Source organism: Pseudomonas sp. TH10 (assembly GCF_016651255.1).
Taxonomy (GTDB): domain Bacteria; phylum Pseudomonadota; class Gammaproteobacteria; order Pseudomonadales; family Pseudomonadaceae; genus Aquipseudomonas.
In genome coordinates this window covers 1-25,720 of the sequence record NZ_JAEKEG010000174.1, presented here as the reverse complement: position 1 = coordinate 25,720, position 25,720 = coordinate 1, and the positions used below count along the sequence as shown (strand labels likewise).

Annotated in this window: 25 protein-coding genes and 2 pseudogenes; 13 read left to right on the top strand and 14 right to left on the bottom strand. The window is 53.1% G+C overall.

Annotated elements, in window-relative coordinates; genetic code table 11:
* Both JFT80_RS23060 and JFT80_RS23055 read right to left on the bottom strand, forming a co-directional pair.
* Positions 1–602: pseudogene (locus tag JFT80_RS23060) on the bottom strand (two-component sensor histidine kinase); the annotation flags it as partial.
* Entirely contained in the window at positions 602–1,282 is a 681-nt protein-coding gene (locus tag JFT80_RS23055; RefSeq protein ID WP_201149681.1) for a heavy metal response regulator transcription factor, read from the bottom strand. The pseudogene JFT80_RS23060 and the gene JFT80_RS23055, both read right to left, overlap by 1 nt.
* Positions 1,283–1,435: 153 nt before the next feature.
* On the opposite strand from JFT80_RS23055, the gene JFT80_RS23050 reads away from it, so the two are divergent.
* A complete protein-coding gene (locus tag JFT80_RS23050; protein WP_201149679.1) occupies positions 1,436–1,951 on the top strand; it encodes a plastocyanin/azurin family copper-binding protein in 516 nt (171 codons plus the stop codon).
* 164 nt (positions 1,952–2,115) lie between these two features.
* Positions 2,116–2,946: an NADPH-dependent 7-cyano-7-deazaguanine reductase QueF gene (gene queF / locus JFT80_RS23045; protein ID WP_201149677.1), complete on the top strand. Its 831-nt coding sequence runs from the start codon at positions 2,116–2,118 to the stop codon at positions 2,944–2,946.
* 84 nt (positions 2,947–3,030) lie between these two features.
* Here the strand turns inward: queF and JFT80_RS23040 are convergent, their stop codons facing one another.
* Positions 3,031–3,294 (bottom strand): DUF4404 family protein, encoded by a 264-nt coding sequence (locus tag JFT80_RS23040; protein WP_201149674.1) that lies wholly within the window; start codon positions 3,292–3,294, stop codon positions 3,031–3,033.
* A gap of 108 nt (positions 3,295–3,402) precedes the next feature.
* Entirely contained in the window at positions 3,403–4,023 is a 621-nt protein-coding gene (locus JFT80_RS23035) for an HAD family phosphatase (RefSeq protein ID WP_201149672.1), read from the bottom strand.
* 198 nt (positions 4,024–4,221) lie between these two features.
* Here JFT80_RS23035 and JFT80_RS23030 point away from each other — a divergent pair, with 198 nt between their 5' ends.
* The 3 genes from JFT80_RS23030 (at position 4,222) to rssC (ending at position 6,951) form a co-directional block, all read left to right on the top strand.
* Complete coding sequence (locus tag JFT80_RS23030; RefSeq protein ID WP_201149670.1) at positions 4,222–4,911, top strand: VacJ family lipoprotein; 690 nt, start codon at positions 4,222–4,224, stop codon at positions 4,909–4,911.
* A gap of 376 nt (positions 4,912–5,287) precedes the next feature.
* Entirely contained in the window at positions 5,288–6,469 is a 1,182-nt protein-coding gene (rssB, locus tag JFT80_RS23025; RefSeq protein ID WP_201149668.1) for a two-component system response regulator RssB, read from the top strand.
* Positions 6,469–6,951, top strand: a complete 483-nt coding sequence (rssC, locus tag JFT80_RS23020; RefSeq protein WP_042560140.1) for an anti-sigma factor antagonist RssC — start codon at positions 6,469–6,471, stop codon at positions 6,949–6,951. Before rssB ends, rssC begins: the two co-directional genes overlap by 1 nt.
* A gap of 84 nt (positions 6,952–7,035) precedes the next feature.
* Here the strand turns inward: rssC and tal are convergent, their stop codons facing one another.
* Together tal and dusA are read right to left on the bottom strand one after the other, a co-directional pair.
* Positions 7,036–7,962 carry a transaldolase gene (tal, locus tag JFT80_RS23015; RefSeq protein ID WP_201149666.1) on the bottom strand — a complete coding sequence of 309 codons (927 nt, stop codon included), beginning with the start codon at positions 7,960–7,962 and terminating at the stop codon, positions 7,036–7,038.
* 285 nt (positions 7,963–8,247) lie between these two features.
* A complete protein-coding gene (gene dusA, locus JFT80_RS23010; protein ID WP_201149664.1) occupies positions 8,248–9,243 on the bottom strand; it encodes a tRNA dihydrouridine(20/20a) synthase DusA in 996 nt (331 codons plus the stop codon).
* A gap of 259 nt (positions 9,244–9,502) precedes the next feature.
* On the opposite strand from dusA, the gene JFT80_RS23005 reads away from it, so the two are divergent.
* Both JFT80_RS23005 and JFT80_RS23000 read left to right on the top strand, forming a co-directional pair.
* Positions 9,503–10,540 (top strand): site-specific integrase, encoded by a 1,038-nt coding sequence (locus JFT80_RS23005; RefSeq protein ID WP_201149662.1) that lies wholly within the window; start codon positions 9,503–9,505, stop codon positions 10,538–10,540.
* 101 nt (positions 10,541–10,641) lie between these two features.
* Positions 10,642–10,911: a hypothetical protein gene (locus tag JFT80_RS23000; RefSeq protein ID WP_201149660.1), complete on the top strand. Its 270-nt coding sequence runs from the start codon at positions 10,642–10,644 to the stop codon at positions 10,909–10,911.
* Here JFT80_RS23000 and JFT80_RS22995 read toward each other — a convergent pair.
* Entirely contained in the window at positions 10,895–12,361 is a 1,467-nt protein-coding gene (locus tag JFT80_RS22995; RefSeq protein ID WP_201149658.1) for a DUF2971 domain-containing protein, read from the bottom strand. The two genes, JFT80_RS23000 and JFT80_RS22995, sit on opposite strands and share 17 nt — an antisense overlap.
* A 450-nt stretch (positions 12,362–12,811) precedes the next feature.
* On the opposite strand from JFT80_RS22995, the gene JFT80_RS22990 reads away from it, so the two are divergent.
* The 3 genes from JFT80_RS22990 (at position 12,812) to mobV (ending at position 16,096) form a co-directional block, all read left to right on the top strand.
* Positions 12,812–14,371, top strand: a complete 1,560-nt coding sequence (locus tag JFT80_RS22990) for a hypothetical protein (RefSeq protein WP_201149656.1) — start codon at positions 12,812–12,814, stop codon at positions 14,369–14,371.
* A gap of 435 nt (positions 14,372–14,806) precedes the next feature.
* Positions 14,807–15,280, top strand: coding sequence for a hypothetical protein (locus tag JFT80_RS22985; RefSeq protein ID WP_201149654.1), 474 nt, complete (start codon positions 14,807–14,809; stop codon positions 15,278–15,280).
* 24 nt (positions 15,281–15,304) lie between these two features.
* Positions 15,305–16,096 carry a MobV family relaxase gene (gene mobV, locus JFT80_RS22980; protein WP_242483035.1) on the top strand — a complete coding sequence of 264 codons (792 nt, stop codon included), beginning with the start codon at positions 15,305–15,307 and terminating at the stop codon, positions 16,094–16,096.
* A gap of 387 nt (positions 16,097–16,483) precedes the next feature.
* Here mobV and JFT80_RS22975 read toward each other — a convergent pair whose 3' ends face one another.
* From JFT80_RS22975 to JFT80_RS22965, 3 genes are all read right to left on the bottom strand, one after another.
* Complete coding sequence (locus tag JFT80_RS22975) at positions 16,484–16,813, bottom strand: hypothetical protein (RefSeq protein WP_201149652.1); 330 nt, start codon at positions 16,811–16,813, stop codon at positions 16,484–16,486.
* Positions 16,814–16,818: 5 nt separating this feature from the next.
* On the bottom strand, positions 16,819–17,010 hold the full coding sequence (locus tag JFT80_RS22970) for a hypothetical protein (protein WP_201149650.1): 192 nt from the start codon (positions 17,008–17,010) through the stop codon (positions 16,819–16,821).
* Positions 17,011–17,131: 121 nt separating this feature from the next.
* Positions 17,132–18,559, bottom strand: coding sequence for a replication endonuclease (locus tag JFT80_RS22965; RefSeq protein WP_201149648.1), 1,428 nt, complete (start codon positions 18,557–18,559; stop codon positions 17,132–17,134).
* A gap of 444 nt (positions 18,560–19,003) precedes the next feature.
* On the opposite strand from JFT80_RS22965, the gene JFT80_RS22960 reads away from it, so the two are divergent.
* Entirely contained in the window at positions 19,004–19,930 is a 927-nt protein-coding gene (locus tag JFT80_RS22960) for a hypothetical protein (RefSeq protein WP_201149640.1), read from the top strand.
* A gap of 115 nt (positions 19,931–20,045) precedes the next feature.
* Here the strand turns inward: JFT80_RS22960 and JFT80_RS22955 are convergent, their stop codons facing one another.
* Positions 20,046–20,843, bottom strand: coding sequence for a hypothetical protein (locus tag JFT80_RS22955; protein ID WP_201149638.1), 798 nt, complete (start codon positions 20,841–20,843; stop codon positions 20,046–20,048).
* A gap of 90 nt (positions 20,844–20,933) precedes the next feature.
* On the opposite strand from JFT80_RS22955, the gene JFT80_RS22950 reads away from it, so the two are divergent.
* Positions 20,934–21,083 (top strand): hypothetical protein, encoded by a 150-nt coding sequence (locus JFT80_RS22950; RefSeq protein ID WP_201149636.1) that lies wholly within the window; start codon positions 20,934–20,936, stop codon positions 21,081–21,083.
* A 63-nt stretch (positions 21,084–21,146) separates the two neighbouring features.
* Here JFT80_RS22950 and JFT80_RS22945 read toward each other — a convergent pair whose 3' ends face one another.
* The 3 genes from JFT80_RS22945 to JFT80_RS22935 all read right to left on the bottom strand — a co-directional run bounded on the left by JFT80_RS22945 (position 21,147) and on the right by JFT80_RS22935 (position 23,950).
* Positions 21,147–22,316, bottom strand: coding sequence for a PAS domain-containing sensor histidine kinase (locus JFT80_RS22945; protein WP_201149635.1), 1,170 nt, complete (start codon positions 22,314–22,316; stop codon positions 21,147–21,149).
* Positions 22,309–23,121: an alpha/beta fold hydrolase gene (locus JFT80_RS22940; RefSeq protein WP_122838187.1), complete on the bottom strand. Its 813-nt coding sequence runs from the start codon at positions 23,119–23,121 to the stop codon at positions 22,309–22,311. Before JFT80_RS22940 ends, JFT80_RS22945 begins: the two co-directional genes overlap by 8 nt.
* A 124-nt stretch (positions 23,122–23,245) precedes the next feature.
* A complete protein-coding gene (locus JFT80_RS22935; RefSeq protein ID WP_122838188.1) occupies positions 23,246–23,950 on the bottom strand; it encodes a murein L,D-transpeptidase catalytic domain family protein in 705 nt (234 codons plus the stop codon).
* Positions 23,951–24,031: 81 nt separating this feature from the next.
* Here JFT80_RS22935 and JFT80_RS22930 point away from each other — a divergent pair.
* A pseudogene (locus tag JFT80_RS22930) lies at positions 24,032–25,720 on the top strand (murein L,D-transpeptidase); the annotation flags it as partial.

Here is a 25,720-nt window from a genome sequence, read left to right as displayed (position 1 = left end):
TCGGGCAATCGGGCGTTCAGCGACTGGGCCGACACCCCGCGCGCCACTTCGCTCATGCGCCGCAGCGGCCGCAAGCCACTGCGCGCCGCCCAGGCCCCAAGCAGCGCCGTGGCGAGCGCCGAGAGGCCGACCGTCAGCCAGATCAGGCGCTGCATGCGCTGCAGGAAGTGCTGGTGATGGGTGATGTCGAGCAGCAGGGTCAATTGCGGCGAGTCGGGTTGGCCCGGATAGAGCGGGGCGCTGAGCACTCGATAGTCGGTGCCTGCGTGGCGGGTAGTGGACAAGCCCGCGGTCAGTGGAAGTTGTTCCGGCAGCTGCGCCGAGCTGTCGTACCAGCGCCGGCCGTCAGCCCCGGTGATGCGCAGTGCCAGGTCGGCCTGGCGGCTCAATTCATCGGCGAGCCTGGCCTGGCTGTCGCTCGATTGAATGTCGTGCAGCGCCCGACGCAGGCCGATCAGTTTGCCGTCCAGTTGTTGCTGGTCGAGCTCGATGAAGTGCGCTTCGCTGGCGCGGTTGAACAAGATACCGGCGAACAGCGAAACCACAGCGGTGCAAGCCGCAAACAGCAGGGCCAGGCGCGAACTCAGGGACAAACGGCGCATCAGGCGCAACGCTCTTCAAGCACGTAACCCATGCCGCGCACGGTGTGGATCAGTTTATTGGGGAATTCGTCGTCGACTTTCAGACGCAAACGGCGGATCGCCACTTCGATGACATTGGTGTCGCTGTCGAAATTCATGTCCCAGACCTGCGACGCAATCAGCGATTTTGGTAGTACTTCACCCTGACGCCGCAAAAGCATCTCCAGCAGGGCGAACTCCTTGGCGGTCAAGTCGATGCGCTGGCCCGAGCGTTCGACGCGGCGGCGGATCAGGTCCAGACGCAGATCAGCCAGTTGCAAGCTGGTGTCCTGGGGCGGGGCGCTGCCACGGCGTAACAGGCTGCGCACTCGTGCCAGCAATTCCGAGAAGGCGAACGGTTTGACCAGATAATCGTCGGCACCGAGTTCGAGGCCATGAACCCTGTCTTCCACAGCGTCTTTGGCTGTGAGAAAAAGTACCGGCGTATCCAGCCCGGCGCTGCGTACCGCGTGCAGAATCTGCCAGCCATTACGCCCCGGCAGCATCACGTCGAGGATCAACAGCGCGTATTCACCGCTCAACGCCAGTTGCTGGCCGCTGTTGCCATCAGCCACCAGCTCAGTATTGAACCCGGCCTCCGTCAGGCCCTGGCGCAGGTATTGACCGGTTTTCGCTTGGTCTTCGACGATCAACAGTTTCATGGGGGACTCGGTTGCAGGAATGAAAGCTTTATACCGTGAGAGCCGGCGCCAGGCGCCAAACTGACAAAGTTGTAATCTGCCTGTCAGGTGGATGCCAGCACGGGCCGGCTAAAGTTTCCCACAGGCTGAACCTTATCTTGTTGGAGTACGACCATGTTTTTGCGCACATCCCTGGCTTTGACCGCATGTCTGTTGGCGTTGAGTGCGCCAGTGTCAGCCGCGCCAGCGCACACCTATGACTTCGGCCAGTCAGCGCCGGCTGCCAAGGCCACGCGCAGTATTGAAGTGGTGATGGGCGATATGTCGTTCGATCCCCGGGCGATCAATATCAAGGCGGGGGAGACCGTCCGCTTCGTGCTGGTCAATAAAGGCCAGTTGCTGCACGAGTTCAACCTCGGCGATGCAGCCATGCATGCCCAACATCAACAGGCCATGTTGCAGATGCAGCAAAGCGGCATGCTGACACCGACCGGCATGAAGGCCATGGATCACGCTGCCATGGGGCATGGCATGAAGCACGATGACCCCAACAGCGTGCTGGTCGAGCCTGGCAAAACCGCCGAACTGACCTGGACCTTCACCAAACCCACCAGCCTCGAGTTCGCCTGCAACATCCCCGGCCACTACCAGGCCGGCATGGTCGGCAAACTAACCATCGAAGCCCCGTAGCCGCTGCGCAGGAGCGGTGTAGGAGCTGTGTAGGAGCTGCGTAGGAGCTGTCGAGTGCAACGAGGCTGCGATCTTTCCAAAACCACCCAATTCCCAATCCCCAACCCCCAACAAAACCCCTGAACACTGGTAGAATCCGCTGATTCTTCAGTCAGGTTTCCGCCATGCATCCCGCAGCCGAACATTCGCCGCTGGGCAAATCCAGCGAATACATCGCCACGTACACGCCGTCCTTGCTGTTCCCGATTCCGCGCACCGCGAAATGGGCCGAACTGGGCCTGACCGCCGAAACCCTGCCGTATAAAGGTGTGGATTTCTGGAACTGCTTCGAGCTGTCGTGGCTGCTGCCATCCGGCAAACCGGTGGTCGCCATCGGCGAATTCAGCATTCCGGCGGATTCGCCGAACATCATCGAATCGAAGTCGTTCAAGCTGTACCTGAACTCGCTGAATCAGACGCCGTTTGCCGACATCGCCACGCTGGAAGCGACGCTGGTCAAGGATCTGTCCGCCGCTGCCGGCAAACCGGTGGGCGTACGGGTTCGCAGTCTCAAAGAAGTTGAGGCCGAAGGCGTCGTGGCGCTGCCGGGTGTGTGCATCGATGATCTGGATATCAGCGTCAGCGACTACGCGCACCCGCGTCCGGAACTGCTGCGTTGCGATGATTCGCGGATCGTCGAGGAGACGGTGTACAGCCATTTGCTGAAATCCAACTGCCCCGTCACCAGTCAGCCGGATTGGGGCACGGTGGTGGTGGAATATCGTGGTTCGGCACTGGATCATGCGAGCTTGCTGGAATACATCGTCAGCTTCCGCCAGCATTCGGACTTCCATGAGCAGTGTGTGGAGCGGATTTTCCTTGATCTGCAGCGGCTGCTGAAACCTGAGAAGCTCACGGTGTTTGCACGCTACGTGCGTCGCGGTGGTCTGGACATCAACCCGTATCGCAGCACCGAAAGCGTACAGCTGCTGAACCATCGGTTGGTGCGTCAGTAAGATCAAAAGATCGCAGCCTGCGGCAGCTCCTACATTGAATATCTGTAGGAGCTGCCGCAGGCTGCGATCTTTTGATTTTGGGAATCAGATCCCCATGCTGCCCAGCGCATTGACGATATTGCGCAGGGTGCCGGCGATGGCCGGGTGTTCAAGTTCAAAGCGATCAACCGCCAGGTTCACGCCGTCGGCGATGCTCGCATCTTGCGTGGCAGTTTCCAGTTTTATTTCCGATTCAATCTGCGCCATCAACGCATGCAGATCCTCGCGCTCAACTTCCGACAGCGGTGGATTCTGATCCAGCTGCTCGCGCAGAGTATCGAGCTGTTTTTGCAGTTCTTGGGCGGGCATGGTGTTTTCCTTTTATCGAGAGGCACTGGCATTGACCGCAGCCGCGCGCCAAAGGTCTATGGCTGACCTTTAGATTAATCCACTCTCGTTCAACCTGCATGATCCCGATCAGGGCTTTTCGCCTTTGCACCGACGCAGGCTGATGTCCGCCAGGCAGGTGTCGAGCTCGCCCAGGTGATCGATCACCGAATGCACGCCGAGGCCGAATAACTGCACGGTCGCCTTGCCGCGCCGTTGTTCGCGTTCTTTCTGCGTCAAGGCCTGCCATTCGGCCGGCGCCAGGCCGCACAGTGAACCGCATGAGGCCAGGCCAATGGTCCACAACCCGGCATTCAGGCCGGCTTGCAGCAGTCGCGGCTCACCGCTGACCAGGACGCAGCCGTCCAGACGATCGACGTTCAAGCCCATCAGCGCTTGCCAACAGGCGCTGGGGGCGGGCCATGGATTGTTTGTTGCTGAATGTTGCGACGGTTTCACCCAAGTCGGCAACGCAGCCGACAGCTGCAGGGCGAGGGCAGGGGGCAGTTCGTCAATCCAGGCGCAGGGAATCTGCTGGCGTTGCAGGCTGTGCAAACTGTCCAGCGCACCGGGAGTTGCTTCGGCGTGTTCAGGCAAGACGCTGGTGAGCTGTCGGGTGCGGGCGCCAAAATCCACCAGACAACCACTGAGTCCGAACAACACGGCAGTCAGGCTGGGCACAGCGAGGGGCAAGGGTTCGGCGTGCGGCATTTCAGCATCCTTGAAATAGTACCGAGGCTATTGGACGCGGATGACAGTTGAGTGACACTGCTGTTATCGACCGTAAGGCCACCTGTACTTGCGCGCGGGCTTACGGCGATGCTGCCTAAAACGGCCTTTACGTCTTATACTAGCCAGCTCAACGCTTGGGCCCAGAGCCCGCGACAGTACAATTCCAAGGAGTTTTCTATGCGCTGGAGCAATCCGCTCGCTCAGCTTTGTGTATGTGCCGGCCTGTTGCTGGCTCCGTTTGCCACTCAGGCGGCAACGGAAGAAGACCCTTGGGAAAGCGTTAACCGCCCAATCTTCCAGTTCAACGATTTTGTCGACACTTACGCACTGAAGCCTTTGGCGCAGGGCTATGAATTCGTCACACCGCAATTCGTGGAAGACGGCATCCACAATATGTTCCGCAACGTCGGTGATGTCACCAACCTTGCCAACAACATCTTGCAGGCCAAACCGGCAGCAGCCGGCGTCGACACCGCGCGCCTGATCTTCAACACCACCTTCGGTCTGCTCGGCTTCTTCGACGTCGGCACCAAGATGGGCCTGCACCGCAGCGACGAAGACTTTGGCCAGACCCTCGGCTACTGGGGTGTCGGCAGCGGCCCGTACGTGATGCTGCCGTTACTCGGCCCGAGCACCTTGCGCGATGCACCGGCCAGGTACCCGGACTCCTATGTCGGCGCCTATCGCTATGTCGACGATGTCGCCGTGCGCAACTCGTTCATGGCGCTGGATGTAGTCGATGCCCGCGCCAGCCTGCTGTCGGCCGAGAAGCTGATCAACGGCGACAAGTACGTGTTCATCCGTAACGCCTACCTGCAGAATCGTGAATTCAAGGTCAAGGACGGTCAGGTCGAAGACGATTTCTGATTTCGACCAGGCATAGGAAAGGCGGCCATTGTGCCGCCTTTTTCATTGTCCGGATCACGCAAACTCCAGGTTTTACGGGGCTGGGCATGCGATTTGCGCACCGAGTCCTACCTAACATTGAGTTACGGTTTTAGCGGTTCTTATAACTACTGGTCATTTGCCAGGTAAAGTCCTCAAGTGACCTTCGCCACGAGCTTGAAACGCCCAGCGGATGGGAGTACCGTCTGCGCCTTAGAGGGCACCTCTGGTGTGAGCTGTGCGTAGGGCAAAAGCCTGAAGCCGGCGCGTCAGAGAGGCTAGAAAGCGAATCCAGTAGTGAGAGCCGGGTCTGAACCCCGCCTGCTACGCCAACCTAATTCTGGCGCCGTTTGCCCACATGCCAAAAACCAGTGCCACGCTGCTGATAATCGATGATGACGAAGTAGTGCGCGCGAGTCTCGCGGCCTATTTGGAAGACAGTGGTTTCAGCGTCCTGCAGGCCAGCAACGGCCAACAGGGTCTTCAGGTATTCGAGCAAGACAAGCCCGACTTGGTCATCTGCGATCTGCGCATGCCGCAGATGGGCGGTCTCGAACTCATCCGTCAGGTCACCGAGCTGTCGCCGCAAACCCCGGTGATTGTGGTTTCGGGTGCTGGCGTGATGAACGACGCGGTCGAGGCCCTGCGCCTCGGCGCGGCGGATTACCTGATCAAGCCTCTCGAAGATCTGGCTGTGCTCGAGCACTCCGTGCGCCGGGCCCTGGATCGTGCGCGTCTGCTGCTGGAAAACCAGCGCTACCGCGAGAAGCTGGAAAAGGCCAACCGTGAGCTCGCGGCCAGTCTTAACCTGCTCCAGGAAGACCAGAATGCCGGTCGCCAGGTGCAGATGAACATGCTGCCGGAAAGCCCGTGGAGCATTGACGAGTTCAAGTTTGCTCACCAGATCATCCCTTCGCTGTACCTGTCGGGTGATTTTGTCGACTATTTCCGTGTCGACGAGCGCCGGGTTGCGTTCTACCTGGCGGATGTATCCGGTCATGGCGCGTCTTCAGCCTTTGTTACCGTGTTGCTGAAATTCATGACCACGCGCCTGTTGTTTGAATCCAAGCGCAACGGCACATTGCCGGAATTCAAGCCTTCGGAAGTCCTTGGTCATATCAACCGGGGGCTGATCAGTTGTAAGCTGGGTAAACACGTCACAATGGTCGGTGGAGTCATCGACGAGGAGACCGGTTTGTTGACCTATAGCATCGGCGGCCATCTGCCGTTGCCTGTGTTGTACACGCCTGACAGTGTTCGTTATCTGGAAGGACGTGGTCTGCCGGTGGGGCTCTTCAATGAAGCCACGTACGAAGACCACGTGCTTGAGCTGCCGCCGACGTTCAGCCTGACGCTGATGTCGGATGGCATTCTGGACCTTTTGCCAGAACCCACGCTCAAAGAAAAAGAAGCTGCTTTGCCCCAGCGGGTGAAGTCAGCGGGCGGCAGCCTGGATGGTCTGCGGCAAGTGTTTGGATTGGCCACGCTAGGGGAGATGCCGGATGATATCGCCCTGTTGGTGTTGAGCAGGAATCTTTAATGAGTACCGGTAGAATCCAGTTCGCCGAGCAGGATGGCACCTTCGTCCTGAAGTTCGTCGGTGAAGTTCGCCTGACCCTGTGTTCGGCGTTGGATGCGACTATTGAGAAAATCTTCACCGCGTTGAATTTCAACGCGATCGTGATCGATTTGACCGAAACCCGCAGCATCGACAGCACGACATTGGGCCTGTTGGCCAAGTTGTCGATCCTGTCGCGGCAGAAGGTCGGCCTGCTGCCGACCGTCGTCACCACCCACGATGACATCACCCGTCTGTTGCAATCGATGGGTTTCGAGCAGGTGTTCAATATCGTCAACCACCCCGTACCTTGCCCGGAGTGCCTGGACGACCTGCCGGATCAGGATCAGTCGGAAGAGGTTGTGCGAATCAAGGTGCTTGAAGCGCACAAGATCCTCATGGGCCTGAACGACTCCAATCGTGAAGCGTTTCATGATCTGGTCAATGCCCTCGAGCGCCACTGATACTGTCACATTCCCACACTGGAATTCACACACAAAAAAGGCGAACCCCTTAGGGTTCGCCTTTTTGCACTGCCTTGGACTAGATCAGAGCTTGGCTTGCAACAACGCCTCAAGCTTCTCCTGGTCGCGAGCAAACTGACGGATGCCCTCTGCCAGTTTCTCGGTAGCCATGGCGTCTTCGTTCGACAACCAGCGGAATTGCGCTTCGTTGAGGTTCAGACGCGCTTCACCGGCATGCCCTGGCGCTAGTTTGCGCTCAAGCTTGCCAGTATCGGCCGCCAGCTTGTCGATCAGGTCGGGGCTGATGGTCAGGCGGTCGCAGCCGGCCAGTTGCTCGATCTGGTTGAGGTTGCGGAAGCTCGCGCCCATGACCACGGTCTTGTAGTCATTGGCCTTGTAGTAGTTGTAGATGCGTGTCACCGACTGCACGCCCGGATCATCAGCGCCGGTGTAGTCGTTGCCGTTGGCTTTCTTGTACCAGTCGTAAATGCGGCCCACGAACGGCGAAATCAGGAACACGCCGGCATCGGCGCAGGCGGCGGCCTGGGCGAAGGAGAACAGCAAGGTCAGGTTGGTCTGAATGCCTTCCTTCTCCAGCACTTCAGCAGCGCGAATACCTTCCCAGGTCGAGGCGATCTTGATCAGTACGCGGTCGCGGCCAATGCCGGCCTTGTCGTACAGCTCGATCAGGCGATGCGCTCGCTTGAGTACGGCGTCCTTGTCGAACGACAGGCGCGCATCCACTTCAGTGGAGATACGGCCCGGAATCACTTTGAGAATTTCCTGACCTACCGCAACGCCGAAACGGTCGCTGGCCAGGCCGACATCGCCCTTGCAGTCGCTGACACAGGCGTTCAGCAGCTCGGCGTACGCCGGAATGGCCGCCGCTTTGAGCAGCAGGGAAGGGTTGGTGGTGGCGTCGACCGGTTTGACCCGGGAGATCGCTTCGAAGTCGCCGGTGTCGGCCACAACGGTGGTGAACTGTTTGAGTTGTTCCAGCTTGGAAGTCATGGGCGTGCTCTGTCCTTTGGATCTGATGACATTACCCGAGCGCTGACAGCCACTCAAGGGCGCGTGTACCTATCGAAGGCCCCAGCGGCAACAACCTGAAAACGGCTGTTTGAAAGGTGGGGCGCGGTGTTGATAAATACGATGCCGAAATGCGGAACTGGTTCAACCGAGCTGACCAAGCAGCAAAAGCCGTAGCAGCGCAGGAGCCCAGGAGCGTAGGAGCGTAGGAGCTGTCGAGTGAAACGAGGCTGCGATCTTTTAAAAACGGCTGCGATCACCCCCGCATCAACGGCCTTCCAGCAACTCCGCAGCCTGATCCAGCAACGCCAACGGATCCTTGGCCTTGTGAATATCCACCGACAACAACTGACGGAATTTACGTGCCCCCGGGAATCCCGTACCCAACCCCAGCACATGCCGGGTGATATGGTGCATCGACCCACCCGCAGCAATATGCGCCGCAATATACGGCCGCAACTGCGCCAGCGCCTCAGCCCGGCTGATCACCGGAGCAGTGCTGCCGAACAGCTGTTGATCCACCTCAGCCATCACATAGGGATTGTGATACGCCTCACGCCCCAGCATCACCCCGTCGAAAGTCTGCAAATGCTCACGGCAGGCCTCCAGCGTCTTGATCCCGCCATTCAGGATGATCTCCAGATCCGGGAAGTCAGTCTTCAACTGCGCCGCCACGTCATAACGCAGCGGCGGAATATCGCGGTTCTCCTTCGGCGACAACCCCTCCAGGATCGCAATCCGCGCATGCACGGTAAAACTCGTGCACCCGGCATCCCGCACAGTGCCTACGAAGTCGCATAACTGCTCATAACTGTCCCGGCCATTGATGCCGATCCGGTGCTTCACCGTCACCGGAATCGACACCGCATCACGCATCGCCTTCACACAATCCGCCACCAACTGCGGATGCCCCATCAACACCGCGCCAATCATGTTGTTCTGCACCCGATCACTCGGGCAGCCCACATTCAGGTTCACCTCGTCATAGCCGTGCTCCTGGGCCATGCGAGCGCAGGCAGCGAGGTCCAGCGGGACGCTACCGCCCAATTGCAGGGCCAGCGGGTGCTCGGCTTCGTTGTGACGAAGGAAACGCTCGTGATCGCCGTTGAGGAGCGCGCCGGTGGTGACCATTTCGGTGTAGAGCAGGGCGTTCTTCGATAGGAGGCGTAGGAAGAAACGGCAATGGCGGTCAGTCCAATCCATCATGGGGGCAACACTAAATCTTCTACTGATAAGACTTTGATTTAAAAGGATTTTATTCATGGTTACGGCCGAAAAATTGCTAATTATTGGCGCCTGATGCACATGAGGTGCACACGGTGGGCATGAGAGGCACATGTGGGCGGCATTATACAGGTGCATTGCACTGTGCACCGATTGCACGCCTGGTCTGACTGAAAGGTGGAAGGTTCGCTGGAGTGAAATCGGCTTTTTTTCCGATTTACAGTCTCTTCGATTGGGCAAGGATTTTCCAAAATCATGGCGGCAAGCAAAACAAACGCTAACGACTAAGGAATGAAGAATGGCTTCTTTTGCGAAATTACCCAGTGGAAAATGGCGAGTACAGGTCAGAAAATCCGGCACTTATCGAGGAGCCACATTTTCGACAAAAAACGACGCTAAGAGATGGGCAGAAGCTATTGAGCGGCAGGCGACATATATTGCTGCTGTCGGTTACGCTATGCCGCCAAAAGAGGCAACTGTAAAGGACTTAATAGATAAGTACTTGGAAGTGTCTGTTGAACAATTTGGCAAAACGAAAACAGCAACTCTTAATATGTTAATTAAGAGGGTTGGTGCTGTCAGGCTAAACTTGTTAAATGCACTGGTTTTGCGGGACTTTGTAGAGTTACGTGTTAAGGAGGGTGCAGGTGGAGTAACAATTGCGTCGGATTTGTCTTATCTGTCTTCTGTACTTAAGTGGGCGCGGCATTCGCGACGTCTTGACGTTCCCGAACGTCTGGCGCTGGACGTTAGAGCAAGTTTGAAGCATGTTGGGCTTAAGACTAGGAGTTTCGAGCGATCACGTGAGCCTACAGAAACTGAATTGAAAACTCTCTATGCATACTGGGAAGCCAATCCTAGGCAATCTATTGATATGTCAACCTTGGTGAAATTCGCCCTGTTTACCGGGATGAGGCAAGGGGAAATTACAAGAATTAGAGTGGAGGATGTTAATAGCGAGGCAAGAACGGTTTTGATCAGGGACAGAAAAGATCCAAAGAAAAAATATGGCAATGATCAGATTGTCCCGCTGTTTGATGGAGCTTGGGATATAGTGGTTTCGTGTATTTCAGGCCGTAATAGCGGTGACATTTTTAATGTCAAGTCAGCTTCGGTGAGCACTGCATTTACGCGAGCTTGCAAAAAGCTTGGCATTGAAGATTTGAGGTTTCATGATCTCAGGCATAAAGCTACCGCAGACTTCTTTCGCGCTGGTTTGGAGATACCATATGTTGCGTTGATGACTGGGCATAAAACTTGGGCGATGCTAAAGCGTTATACCGAGATTAATGCTTCGGATGTGCATGCTGCTCGGTCACGCCTGATACCTTACTAAACGACAAGAAGGAGAATCGAGGATTTTTTTGATTCTCCTCCTCCTCTTATTAGCACTCACTATTCAAACTGACATGGTGAATTAGTGAGAAGGAGTGTCGAATGCAAGCCGATGAAATTGTAGAGCATGAAAAACATCAAGAAATTGCAAGGGCTCTTGGATTTCTGACGGTGGGGGATTTGGCTGTTCTTGCTGATGTTAAAATTTCGACCCTGGAGGCATGGAGGAAAAGAAAGCAAGGGCCACAGCATATTCAGTTTGGGAATAACCCCTTGTACCCTATTTTTGAAGTTAAGCGATTTCTCGAAGCGCTGTATTCTAAAGGGCAGGAGGTGAGTGGCTCTAGGCGTCATGTCAGCGACGCCTTGTAATCAAATTGACGGTATTACATAGCTGGGGGGAATATTTTATTAGAGATAACTCTGTGTGTTTGACGCATTTGTATTGTGCTGAATAATAGGCTTGATAAAATTTAAAATCCTGTCGTTTGTGGGTAGTGCATTTTTCGTCAATTATGCGCATTATTTCAATTTTGTCTTCTGTGCACGTGTTGATGCCAAAAATTATTCCTTTTAGATTGGAAAAACTATAGGTTAACACCCTGTCCTCTGTGGTTGAGTGGCTGTTCATCATGTCACATAGTATTAGTCTGTGTTCATTTTCATAATTCCAGTCAGGGGATTTTACTTTGATGTCTCGGTAAAATTGTTGCCAATAAATATTTCTCCAGTTTTCCTCTGATTTATTCATTTCCTCTGCGCAGATGCTAAATTTTCCATCTAAAGTATGCCATGTTGAATTCAATGTTGGGTAAGTTAGGCGGCCTAAGGAGCGGAAGAAATCTATCTCTCCAAAGCCTTCTTCGTAATTGATGGGTTCGAACTTGAATCTTATATTTCCATATGATGGGCCATTGGAACCCCATCCATTAATTCCTCTCAGAGGTAGAAAGTTTCCTTCTATATCATCATCTGATTCAAAAATTAAACACGCACCTTTATGGTTGTCGCCGTAGTGACCCCATACGGATGAGTTTTCACAGGAAGACATAAAGCAGGCTGTATACCATTCTGGATAAATTAGGTCGGCTAGCCTTTTTGTGTAATCCTCAGGGAACTCTTTGATTATATGGTGCTTGTTAGAAGCGTTGCTTTGCGTGGTGTTGTTGTAGCGTGAAATTAGATTCACTTGGGATTTGGCGTTTTTTTGTATTGAAAATATAAGTTCTACTGGGCTTGAGTGCGTGCTGTTTTTCTTGATTAGTTGTTCGATGTTGTCTATGAAGTTGGCTTCCGCTAGATTTTTTATTAGCGCGTCTGCATAGAGGTTTTTTTGAGTTCTTGAAGGGATTAAGTTTAGCTCTTCATGTTTCTCCAAGATCAGCTCGACTGCCAAAGGGTGTACAGAACTTAGGTAGAATGTAAGTTCGTCCCTTCTTGTTGGTGTGGTTCTGGTTAGAATGGCCTCCAGCAGTAGTGTGATGTATTCGTTTTTGAAGAATTTTTCTACTATTTCCAAGAAATATTGTTTGGCTTCGGCAGTATGGAAGTCATTCATGTTTATGTGTATTGGTATATCTTTTGTAGTTAGATTCTGATCTTCATTGCAAAGAAGGGTTAATATGCAGGTTCTTTCAAGGCAGAGTAGGTAATGCCTGAATAGATTTTTCCAGGCTATTTCATCACCGTGCCAATAAATCTCTCGATATCCCTCCATGGGGTCGTTGAGGCTTTCTGGATGGGCGAAAAATATAGATTGCTTTGAAAGTTCTTGATTGCCTGCTAGTAGTCTGTCAGTTGATCTGAATCTGTAGAAAATCATCTGTAAATTCCGTTTCTATTGTCTGAATACCGGGACAGAACCTGTACTTTTGATGCTGGTAGCAAAAGGTGTCAAGGGCTCGCGTTGAGGCCGCAGCCCAGGCGCGGGTGATAGGCGAGCCGTAGCGTATCCTCAAACTCAAATCAGAACGCACACTTATCGCGGCTGAAGCAAGGCTTCATCTACCCAGTCGTGAGCCTCTGGAGCGATCCGCTGGTCGGGACGCCAAAGTGACTCGGTTTCGTAAGGTGCTTTGCTCCATGCAATTTATCCAGCTGCACGCTGGCCACAACCCGGCTTGTTAATTCCGAAAAGCTACAGATGATCGGGGTTTCATGGCCTTCTTGTCCCTGAGCACAGACTTGGCTACAGAGTCCGACTGATCTCCTCCCGCCATTACTCATTGCGCCCGATTCTGTTAGATTTCGTACACATAAAGGGAGGATTGAAATGCCTAGTGCGGAAAGGTCAGGTGTCTTCGACATATCAGATGCAGACGGGGTGAATGAGTCAGAGCGCTTGTTGATGAGGCTTTGCAGGCGGTCGTTCCTGAGCTTGTGGGCGCATGCTAACTTGCATACTGATCAGGACATGCGCGACGGAAAAGGAAGTGCTAAGGAATTCGCTGACGTGTTAGTGGTGTTCGGAAATGATATAGTTATTTTTTCCGATAAACACATAGTTTATCAATCCGAGGTCGATGCTACCCTCGCCTGGAAACGTTGGTATAAACGAGCAGTATTAAGTTCAGCTAAACAGTTGTACGGTGCAAAGAGTTGGCTTGAAAGATTTCCATCTAGAGTATTTCTCGATTCAAAATGCACTCGGCCTGTACCAGTAAAAATGCCTGATGTTTCCAAAGCGCGTTTCCATCTTATTGCGATCACTCGCGGTAGCGCAAAAGCATGTGAGAAATACTACCCGGGTAGTATGGGCTCTCATATGATAAATACGGCGGTGGATCATACTGTTTATCCTGAAATGCCATTCACTACCGGGCCATTAGATGCAGGAAAAGAGTTTGTTCATGTTTTTGACGAGCTCTCGCTTGAAGTTCTAATGAGTGAAATGAGCACGATAAAGGATTTCATTGATTATATAGGCGCTAGAAAAGATTTGCTCCTTAGTCCTGATATGGTGGTTGTCAGCGCTGGGGAGGAGCAGCTTATTGCCGCATTTCTGACGCACTCGGGGGAAGGTGAAACGTTTTCGTTTTTACCTTCGACAGATGATGTTCCGGGGTTCGTTAGCTTTGACGAGACTTTATACCCTGCGTTACAGGCACGCCCTGAATATAAAGAGATGCATGCCCAAAATGAGAAAAGTAATTTTTGGGATTTTCTCATTGAAAAATTTATTAGTGTTGGTGATCCATCACTGATTGAATTCGGGCGCGCTCAAGAAAATCATGAAACAGAGCACGCGTTGAGGTTAATGGCTTCGGAAACCCGCTTTATGAGGCGGGAATTAGTTAGGAATTTTATTGAGTTGCTTGAACGTGCGAGAGGCGAGCCTCCGACCAGGAGGGCACGCACCCTAATGACTAAGCAATCACCTGAGCTTTTATATATATTTTTGCTGTGTCCTAAGCTCGAAGGTCAAACTTACGAGGAGTACAGGCAGTTTCGTGCAGGGATGCTTTATGCTTATGCACAATGCGCGAAGCTAAAATTCGAAAAGGCAGTAACTATTATTGCTCTTGGGTTTGATCATCCAGAAAAAACGTATCCTGGTGGCTCAGAAGATTTGTGTGTGTTTATATGTGATCAGTATCCGGAGGATGAACGCGCTCGCGTCGAAGTTCTGAGAGAGCAATTAGGTATCTATGCTGATTCTTTAAAGGTTAAGGAGAGTCGTAGTTATCAGTTTCCGGTTGTTGCGGGAAATGCATCCTCGTATGTTTTTGCTTCGAGTAATGATGAGAAAAAACAAAGTAAAGTAAAGCAAAAGAAAGCTAAGAATAAAAATCAGAAAAATGCTCGGAAAAAAATAGAGGTCGATAGTGTGTGATGTTATAGGTGAATAGTTACAGCGTAGCTTAAATGTTGAAGTTCCATCTTTAAGTCTGAGGGGTTTTCGGAGCTAACAGGGTGGGGTCAAGGGCATGACCGGAGGCCGCAGCCTGCGCAGCGAAGCAAGCAGGACCGGGCGAGGATCGTGGCGCAGCGAACCCTTTACGCCATTCAGATCGCAATCTGGCCGAGGGGATGGGGAACGCTCTTATCCCCATTCCCCGAGTGTCCAGGGCGATACCTGGGCTGGGGCGCCCAAAGAGGGCGCGGTTTTGAGGCGTGAACGCCGGGCAGTCCAGCGGCACGCTGGCCCACCTTCCGGAACGGAAGTGTAGTGGGTTACACAAAGTGTGCGATTTACACAAAGTGTTGCGGTGCCCTTTGCTCCATCGGCAGACTACAAGTAGAACAACTAGACGGGGAAACCGCAGCTATGCAAAACGCTATTTTTTTAAACGATGACCAGAGAATGATGTGGGCCGAAGCTGGTACTATTTTTCCAGGCGAACAACTTAACCAAGTTGTAAAGCGAGCTTTGACTTACTTACCTGTCGATCAACCGTCAACCGATTTTTATGAAATTCGGCGATTTGATGCTCCGCATGCTTTCGATGCACTTCTAAAACTGCAAGGCACCGGATCAGCCAAACGGCATATAGTGGTCGACAAAGACAACGACGAATGTCGTGAAGTTTTACGCATCGAAGCAACTCTTCTTGATCTAATCATGCAGGCCATCGCGATGCTTCTGGATGTCTTATTGCGTGTCCTCGACGGAGCTTTAAAGGGCACTTCGCCTGGCACGACAGAGGCACCTGTGATGCCCCCTATTTCTCAAAAATGCGTCCCCTCCTGGCACAAGCAGCAACCTCGCATTGAGCACAATGATGACGGGTTTACCCGGTGAATTTCGAATCATCGGGGAAGCGCTATGGGTTACGCAATTTTGAGAGCGAAAAAACTGAAGAGTTTTGGAGCGGTGGTTCGTTCGGCCAGGCACACCCACAGGGAGCAGCCAACACCGAACGCTGACCCCGCTATGACTCGCCTAAACAAGACGGTCGGAGCAAAGGGGGCAGATCAGGTTCTCGCGGCCCTTAAACGCACCCTACCTACTAAAAGGCGGAAGGATGCGGTATTGGCCATCGAGTATCTAGTAACCGCGTCCCCGGAGGATTTTAAGCGGCACGGAGGGCGGCTTGATGACACAGGGGACGGCTATTTTGCGGATGCCTTAAAATGGCTACAGGCCAAACACGGCAGGATGAACGTTATTAGCGCGACGATCCATTTGGACGAGTCGACGCCGCATATGATCGCTTATGTGGTGCCAATGACAGCGGACAAGCGACTCAGCTGCCGGGACTTCCTCGGAGGCCCCGAGAAGCTGCGAGCGATGCAAACCGACTTCCATGCCAAGATAGGAGCGCCTCGATGCCTAGAGAGAGGCGTGGAAGGCTCAAAAGCGAAGCATGAAACCATGTCGTCGTTCTACGCAACGATGACAGCTGCCAACGAGGCGCCGGCTCTCAAGCCAAAGGATTACGCCGCTGCCGCGATGGGGATTAAGACTGAAGCTTGGCGCCAGGCGGAAGACTTGGCCAAGGCCAACGCGGTCAGGGCCGCACGCGAGCCGAAGACAAAAAAGTCCACCTGGGCGAAGGCGAAAGCGGTGAAAAAACAGGCCGATGCCCTGGAGAAAAAACAGAGGATTTGTGCTTAAAAGAAATCATGCTGCGCAGCGACCGGGACGAGCTGGAGAGTCGTTCAAGGATCCTCTCAGAGCGTGAAAGAGAGGTCAGCGCAGTTGAGTACAAGGTCTTCGCCCTTGAGGCTGAGAGAGACGCCTTGACGTTTCGTTTGGAGATGCTTCAAGGTAAACCAGATGAACATAAAAAAGCCCCTCGGAAGGGGCTCAATCACGACGACTCAGTCACGCTCGGTTAGCCGCGAGGATCGAAATTTTCGTCGTTATCGATGTACTCCTGCAGCTCACACCTACTGCAGATCTTGACCCTCGTCGAGGGCGTGTCCTCATCGCAGATCTCGCAGTTCCCAACATCGTCATAGTCGTCGTCATCAAACATCTTACGGAGCCCTCTGGTTTGGGTTAGTCGAAATACAGGACAGTGCCGTCCGGACAACGGCAGTAGCGCGTAGTAAAATGATAATCGCCGTCAGGCTGCTGAACGGTGCCAATGATCAAGCATGAAGGTCGGAGTGGCTCGAAGTCCCTGGTCAACCACAGGTCGCCATTGTCGGTCATTAGCTCGAAGTCAGTAACGGGGAACTCACGCACTTTGTAGCCCTCGAACGGCCCTGGGTACGATTGCAGCGCGACTTTCAGAGTGTCTTCATTGCTTTGCTTGAGGTGATCTAATACTGGCCCCCATTGCAAGTGGCAGTAGTCCATCGGGCTTAAATCAAACTTTGAAGGCATTGAGGTTACTCCCCACCACTGTGCTCAACCTGCAACTCTGTAACTTCTTTAACAAACGCATTGACGATCCGCTCCAGCGCATCCGCTACATCCTGTTGCGCAGCAGAATTTCTACGCAGGTCAGCCCAATCGGAAATTTTGTACATCGCATCGGTCATCGCCGCGATATATCGAAAACTCACATCTGTAGACATCATGCTTCTTCTCCCAGCGGCAGCTGCTGCTGCGCCAATGATTTCCCAACAACTATTTTGTTGGGGCTGTGGTTGGATTTAGTGAAGGCTGAGCTCTGTTTCTCTTGGATAACTATGTACAACTCTAACTATGTTTTTTTTGTTGGGTTTTTTCGATTTTGTAAATTGAATCATTGCTGATAACTACGTCTCCTATTTTTATGCCGATTATTTTTTGTCTGATTTCTCCATAGCTATTATTAGTTGGCTGTGTGAGAAGGGATACGCTACCGCCTTTTTTAAACATCCCATCATTTTTTAGCATGTGATAGAAGCCAAGTTTGTTTCTCCATATGTTGTTTTTTATAAACTCCAATGGACTTTTTGGAGTGGTCACTACGTCCGCTAGGTCTAGTTTGTTTATTTTGCTATACATGGTTTTCAAATTGCTTACTCCTATTAGTTGATATTGGCGCGCGCTGATCGCTTTTATGGCTGCTTGTACGCGTTTTTTGTTTTTAGTAGTTGCGAGGTCTTTCGCTTCGCGAGCCTTATCCAATGTCTCTTCTTGCTTGTTTTGTTTTTCCTCTTTTTTTGAAAGCGATTTGGCTATGTATTTGTAAAGGTATGATGCTGCTTTTGCGCAGCCTTTATCTTTTGAGTCTCTCCCAATTACTATTGTTGCGGCCACATCGGTTTGAAATTTTTCACGAATCGCTTTGATGATCTCGTTGAGATGGTTGTCGCTGGTGAAAATTAATATGTGCCAGTGCATGCTTCCATCTTTATGGGGTTCTACAGTTCTGATCCCAAAGTAAGAGTTAGGAGCTGCCGGTATTCCTCTTTTGTTTAATATTGATTTTATACGGCCCCACATTAGTCCAATGTATTTATGGCTGTCTTTTATGCTTATTTCAGGGTCATAGTTGCACTTTCCTTTTGTGGGGTTTGGGTGGTATTTGGCGGGGGCTGTTAGTGTGATAAATAACCATCTGAAGTTATTTTGCTCAGCGAGATGCTCCAGGTTTTTTGCGATGTGATAAGTTTCTGATACTTTGTTTTCTTCATTTTTTTTAACGATTGTCAGAAGGTTTTCTGATTTTTTGGTTTTCATGTTTGTTACTGTGTGTTTAGAAAGGCTGCTTTCATTGCGGCGTTTTTTTTCTATGTCTCGCTTAAGGGTTTCGTTGGAACAATACAATTGAGCTGGTACTTCCGATTTTTTTGATTTGCACCGGGTTTTGCCAACAATTTTGTTCTTTGCTTCGTGCGCAAGCCGCCCTTCATTTGATTTCTTCTCAATTGTTCTTGCCCAGAATTTTTTACATTTTGCGCGAGCTTTCACTGCATTTAAAATGTTGGAAGTTATGATTACTCCATATACTTCAGTTTTATATTCATAGCCTTTCTCTGTTTTTGTTGGGGTGGGAGGGTTGGTCGCAAAGCCTTCGGCGATTATTTTTGCGTAGAGGCGAACAAAATCTGGTGATAGAAGCCGAGCTTCCGGAAGGTCTGCGTGCTTTAGTGAGAAAAGAAATTTTTCAACTGGAACTTGAAAAGTTGTGGCATTCATCACTGCTAGCTCCGTCGTTTAGGTGGGGCTCACAGTGATGATTTATTTAGCTTTTGCAGCGGCGGAGAAATCAGAAAATTTTTTGGAAAGTCCTGCTTCCCATACCTTTTTTTGCTAGGTTCGTACATTCGAAGTTGTAGAGTACCTATGGGGGATCGCAGCGCGCCTGATCACCGACAGCAAGGTTTTGACCGATGAGACATCAAAGCTCAGAGGCTTACTGCCAGTAAACAGACGTCGTCGATTGTGTTTCCACGTCCTCGGCGTATTCAGTTGGCCGACGAAGATTTCTAGAGCAGTTTGGAATAGAAGAGCCCGAGTGGATTGATTCGGGTCAACTATGGAAGAATTGAGTGGCGAGGTTAAGGATGCCAATCGCATCGAAACAGATGCGGAATGCATTTCCGGATGAGTAGATGCTGTATTTTTGGGAGGAAGGTTACTATGGGGTATTCAGAAATTGAGAAGTTGATTTCTATGTTTGGTGGTTTTGGTGTTGGCGCCATATTTGGTGGAGGAATTGTCTATCTATTCATAAAATCATACCTGTCTTCGTATTTATCTGAGAAAGCAAAAAATCTCGCCTCTAAAGAAGATATAGCGTTAATTACAGATAAGGTTGAGTCGGTAAGGTCGGATTACAATCATCTCCTAGAGGAAGTTAAAAGTAACCATCAATTGAAGTTTGCTGCGGTGGAGCGTGAAAAAAACACAAAAAAAGAAGTGTACATGGAGGCTGTAGAATCTATAACGCGTACTTTGAATATGATTACTGGGTTTTGCAGTCTGAATCTGAGCGAAGAGCAAATTGTCTCAAACATGAGATCCGATGCAGGCAAAATAGCAAAAATTCAGGTGGTGGGTGGGAAGGCAACTGTAAAAGCTGTTACCAAGTTTATGGCTGAAGTTGGAAAGGCCCTTTTGGATTTAATGCTGAAGAGAAGCCAATTGGTATTAAGAATTAATTCAATTCACCAGTACGAGTCTTTGCGGGATAAAGCTCAGCAAGAGATTGATAGATATATATCAATCATGAAGAACCTGAATTTGCAAGCGAATACAGATCAATATTTGTGGGATACACTTAATCGCAATATAGAGTTTGAGCAGGGGCAGTACGACACTCATCAAGTTAGATTGGATGAGCTATGGGGTATCCAAAATATGGAGCATCTTGAGTTTACCAGGGAATGTATGGACAGGTTTTTTGAAATCTCTATGCTGCTCCCTTCAGCAGTTTTAGCTATTAGAAACGAGCTAGACCTTGATATAGAGAGTGAGGATTATTTGGATATTTATAATAAAAATATTGCGGAAGGGAAGCAGATATTTGGCGAGTTTTTGCATCGGTTAGCGAAAAATAATGGTTAGGGAAATCATCAATTTCGCGATTTAGGGTGCGCTACCAACCGGCGCCGGTTATGCCGGTGTCTTGTTTCTTCGCTGATGATAGGCAGTCCCTGTCTTCTTTGGTGTCGAGGGGGCATTAGGTATGGATGGGAAAATCAGGCACGTTCGGGATTTCGAAGGAATCTTTATAGTCGCGCTCTCGGATTTTGTTCGCTTTTTGGATCAAGTCTTTGTAGCTCGTACGGTTGCTATTATCACTACCGGTGTTTGTATGTCTGAAATAGATATCTACGACCTGTGTAAATTGGCTTGAGGTTGCAGGAGATGGTTCTAAACCAAATCTTTGGCATTGCCCACCCATGTAAATTACCGCATAGAGAGTAGGATCGATCTTCGAGTAACTCTCAGGAGCCTTTGTACTAATCCACCGCTGGGCACCTCCGATAAGAAGATCAAGCATCTCAGAGTCTAGCCCCCAGAATTCATGCTTGTTTTGTCTTATTGCTTTTTTGCGCCATGGCGCAATATCGTCTGTTGGATTGAAAGAAGTTATGAAAGGTTTTAACCCCAGCACATCTACAATGGCATGGCCAGAATCAATTTCCGACATGCTTCGAGATAGTGAACGCTGATCATCGTTCTCCATTTCCATCCAGATTTTCCGCGCATTGGATAGCGCGTTTAGATAGCGTTCTACGGTTGTTTTTCTTTCAGCTGAGGTCTGCGACCTATTTAAACCTCCTGCGCGAATGTTCTCCTCTAATGCACTTTGATGAGCAATGAGATGCGCCAACGTATTCTCGGGTTTCTTGCCACGTTCAGCGTTGTCATTCGTGCGTTCGCCGATGCCTCCCCAACTCTGAAATAGTGATGCCAAGGCCTTGTATAGGGCGCGGTTGATTTTGACATCCTTGTACTTGATCAGGCGTGGCATGAGAAGGTGTCCTTTGGGGCAAGAGAAGGGCATCATAGCGTTGCGCTGAGGTGCACATGCCGTGCACATGCCGTGCACATGGCGCCTTGTATGTTATTGATTTTTAAGGATTATTCTTACCGATCCATCATGGGCGCGACGGAAAAGCGGCGGGAGAGCGGTGCAGGTGTGGCAATGGCTGAAGGCATCGGGGGAATCTGGAATCGACAGGGCTGGGAGATGGGAGTTTATCAGGGTTAAGCCGCCTGCCGAATCATTCACCTCGCGCGCCACCGTCACCAGTCCTCAGGACGCCACCAGCCGCTAAAGGGAGTGTGGGAAATAGACGCTGAACTCAGTCCCGCCTTCCTCACTGGATTGCACGCCGACATCGCCGCCATGCGCCTTGGCAATTTCCCGGACGATAAACAATCCCAGGCCGACGCTGCGCACTTCACTGTCGCTGTCGGTGCCGCGGGTCATGGGTTCGAACAAGACGTCCATCAGGGAGCGCGGGATGGCGGGGCCCTGGTTGTGCACTGACAGGATGGCGGTATGGTGTTCGATGCGTGAGGTGATGATGACCGGCTGCAGCGGATCGCCATAGGCCACGCTGTTGGCGACCAGGTTGCCGATGATTTGCTGCACTCGGTCGCCGTCGAGCAGGGCGCTGCCGCTGCCGCTTTCCTGGTGGATGAGGTTTGCGGCCGGGAAGGCCACCCTCAGTTCGTCGACGCTCAGGCGGGTGACGCCGTGCAGGTCCGCAGGGGCGACGGCGATGCTCAGGCCTTGGCCGACCCGGGCGAGGGCGAAGTCCAGCAGGTCGGCGATCATCCGTTGGGCGCGTTCGGAGGATTGGCTGATGTGGCCGAGCAGGGTGGTTTCCCGGGCGGTGCGCTCGCTGCGGGCGAGGATGTCCGAGGCCATGTTGATTGCGGTGAGCGGGTTTTTCAGGTCGTGGCTGACTATGGCGACCATCTGTTCAGCAAATTGGGCGCGGCGCTGGGCCTTTTCGTAGGCGTCGCTGAGTTCGTCCTGTGCTTGCTGCAAAGCCGCTTCGGTGGCGGTCTTTTCTTTCAGCAGGGCCTCGGCGAGCTTGCGGGCGTTGAGCAGTTCGCGCTCGTATTTGTCGCGGTCAGTGGTGCCGAACAATGCCAGTTCGTAGAAGGCGCCGCTGGCGTGCTCGCGCCGGACGCCGTTGAGCAGCATGGTAATGATGTGCCGGTCGCGGTGAACCAGGTCGAGCTTCACTTCCGCGACCGAGCCCTGCATGCGCATCAGCGGTGCCCAGTGGGTCTGGTGAAAGATCCGCCCGCCCATCGTCAGCAGTTCCTGGAAGCGGCGCCCGCACAGCTCCTCCTGGCTGAAACCGATCCAGGTGCAGAAGGTCAGGTTGGCTCGCAGGATGCTGCCATCTTCGCGGGTGACCACGAGGGCGCAAGGGGCGCCTTCAAACAGCGAGTGGGCATCCGGCAGGTACGACTCTTCAGTCATCGGTTCCGGCCCAGGGCTGCAGGAAATCGTCCATGGCGATGGAGCAGGCTCCCGGTGCGCTCATGTGCGGGCAGTGGCCGACGTTGTCCACCAGGCAATAGCGGCTGTTGGGGATTACGGCGCGCAGGTATTCGCCCACGGCAACAGGCGCGATCAGGTCGTCGGTGGACTGCAGGATCAAGGTGGGCGTGGTCAGCCCTGCGACGTCCTTGCGGTTGTCGGACATGAAGGTGGTGCGGGCGAACTGCTTGGCGATTTCCGGTTCGGTGCGGCAAAAGCTGTTGGTCAGTTCTTCGCTCAGGTCCGGCTGCCCCGGTGCGCCCATGATGACCGGCGCCATGGTGCTCGACCAGCCAAGGTAGTTGCTGTCGAGGGTGTCGAGCAACGAATGGATGTCTTCGAGCTTGAAGCCGCCCACGTAGTCATCGGAATCGATGTAGCAGGGCGATGGGCCAATCATGACGTGGGCGGCGATTCGATCAGGCAATTGGCGATCAGCGATGACGCCGATCATGGCGCTGACGGAGTGGCCGACCAGGATCACCGGGCCTTGGGCATACTCGTCGATGATTTCGTTGAGGTCCTGGGCATAACCCGCCAGCGAGCTGTATTTTTGTGGATCGTAGGCGCCTAGATCCGACCGGCCGGCACCGACCAGGTCAAGCATCACCACACGAAAACGCCCGGTAAAGTGAGGATACAGGTAGTTCCACATGCTCTGGTCGCAGCCGAAGCCGTGAGACAGGATCAGTGTCGACGGACCGTCACCCAGCACAGTTACGTTGTTGCGATGCTGAAGGTCCATGCTTGATTCCCGGGCAGGCCAAAGAAAGTAATGGCGCCCCGGGAGTTTAAATAGTCAGGGCCGGCAGGTCACGCTTCGCGAGCGCTGATTACACTTTTGCAACGAGTTCGGGAGGGCGCCCCACCTACTTCCGAGACGTAGCCTTGCCCGCCGAAGCAACCGTAGCGCCACTGCAGTTGATATAAGGCGATGACTTCAGCCAGCGCTGGTCCGGATAATAAGAAAACAACAACTGCCCATTTTTCATCGAGTCAATCAACGGGCGTGCAACGGCAGGTCTCACGGCCGGGCAGCCCAGGCTGCGGCCAATCCGGCCGTTGGCGCGGGCCAGTACCGGGCTGACGTATGGCGCGCCGTGGATGACGATTGCCCGGTCAAACGCGTTATCGTTAAAGCCTGGGTCCAGGCCTTGCATGCGCAGGGAGTAACCGTTCTGTCCGACGTAACTGGCTTGGGTGCGATACAACCCTAAACTGGTGGCGAAACTCTCGTTCTGGTTGGAAAAGTTGACCGCCATGTTCTCGCCGCTGTTACGGCCATGGGCGACCAGTTCACGAAACAGCAACTTTCTCTTTTTCAGATCGAACACCCACAGGCGTTGTTCGGTCGAAGGCAGGGAGTAATCGATCACTGCCAAGCGTTGGGCTGGAGCTGAACCCTGGGCCTGCGTACATTGTGAAGCACGTACTGCCAGGTTTATAACGGTGGCGTTGGCATCTGGAGCCGCTTTGACGAGGGCGGCGGCAAGCGAATCGGCGTAGGCTGCCGGTACTGAAAAGGATGTCAGCAGCAGGGCCGAGATAAGCAGACGAATGCGAGCTGGCGCCATATAGATGTCTCATCGTGATAGGTTCGAGTCTAGCTGTTTGCGGGAAGCTAGCCGTTGAAATCGGGAGATTAAGGATTATCCATGGTGCAATTAACAAGGTTATTCGTCATAAGCCGCGTCTTTTTTATGGTCTTTCTGATCAGCGGTGCTGCGCATGGAGAAAATTCGTCGAACGAGGAGGTAATTGCACCCATCATCCAAAGGGATGCGGCAGCGGATGACAACGTCGGGCTGGCGATCCAGGCACACCTGTCGCCGCTGACGACATCTTTTCCTCCGTTACTGACTGCACCGCGGCATAAGCGGGTCGATGTCAGCCGCATGGTCCTGGATTTCTACTCCCATCGCGGCTATCGCGCGGCGTGGACCAACGAGGGCGATACCGCGCAATTGTTTGCCAGCTTGCGGGCCACTCAGGTCGATGGCTTGAACCCGGCGGATTTTCATATCGACGAGTTGGCTGCGTCGCGGACATTGATGCAGGCTGATTCGGCGACACCTGAACAGCGTGCGGCATTCGATGTGGCGGCCACTCATACTTTTCTCACGGCATTGCTGCAGTTGCGTCGCGGCAAGGTCGATCCTTCCCGATTGGATATCCATTGGAATTTCGACCCTGCGGACGTCGATCCCCGGGAAGACGTGAATAAATTCTTCATCGCCCTGAATGCCCATGACGTGGCCGGCGCCTTTGCCCAGGCGCCACCGCAAGAGGCGGTGTATCGCGGCTTGCGCGAAGGCCTGGCGCAGTTGCGCAAGGTGCACGACGCGGGTGGCTGGCCAAAAGTGGCCGAAGGTCAATCGCTCAAGCCGGGCATGGATGACCCCGCCGTCGCCCAGTTGCGGGCCAGGTTGGTGGCCGGTGGTTTTCTCGAACCGCGCCTGGCCCGTGGAACCAAATATGACGGCGCAGTGATTGCGGCAGTGAAGAAATATCAGGCCGAGCAGTACCTGGGGGCTGATGGTGTGGCCGGGGCGACCACGCTGGCGGCGCTGAATGTGTCGGTCGACGCGCGCATCGATCAGGTCCGGGTGAACATGGAGCGGGCGCGCTGGCTGCTGTACAAGCTGCAAGGCACCTTCGTGATTGTTGATATCGCTGGGTATAAAGTCGCGATGTACCGCGACGGCAAGCCCATCTGGCGCTCGCGGGTGCAGGTAGGCAAGCCGTTCCGTAATACCCCGGTGTTCCAGTCCGAGATCACCTATGTCACGTTTAACCCGACCTGGACGGTGCCCCCACCATCCTCAAGGAAGACGTGATCCCCAAGATCCAGAGGAATCCCGGGTATCTCGCCGCCAACCACATTCGCGTGATCGATCGCGAGGGTGCGGTGCTGGATCCGTCGAGCGTCGACTGGAGCAACCCGCGTGGCGTCAGCCTGCGCCAGGATGCGGGGCCCGACAGTTCGCTGGGGCAGGTGGTGATTCGTTTTCCCAACGACTATGCGATTTATTTGCACGACACGCCCCATCGCGAGTTGTTCTCCAAGTCGATGCGCGCCACCAGTTCCGGCTGCATTCGCGTGGAAAACCCCTTGCAGCTGGTGGAACTGTTGTTCAACGATCCGGTGCGCTGGGACAGTGCCGGTATCCAGAGACAGTTGGCCAAGGGCAAGACCGAAAATATTCGGCTGCCGGTGAAGGTGCCGGTGCTGTTGGCGTACTGGACGGTAGACCTGAGTAATGACGGGCGAGTGACGTTCAAGCCCGATGTGTACGGCTACGATTCGGCTGTCCTGCGGGGGCTGAACCTGCCCTCCAGGTTAC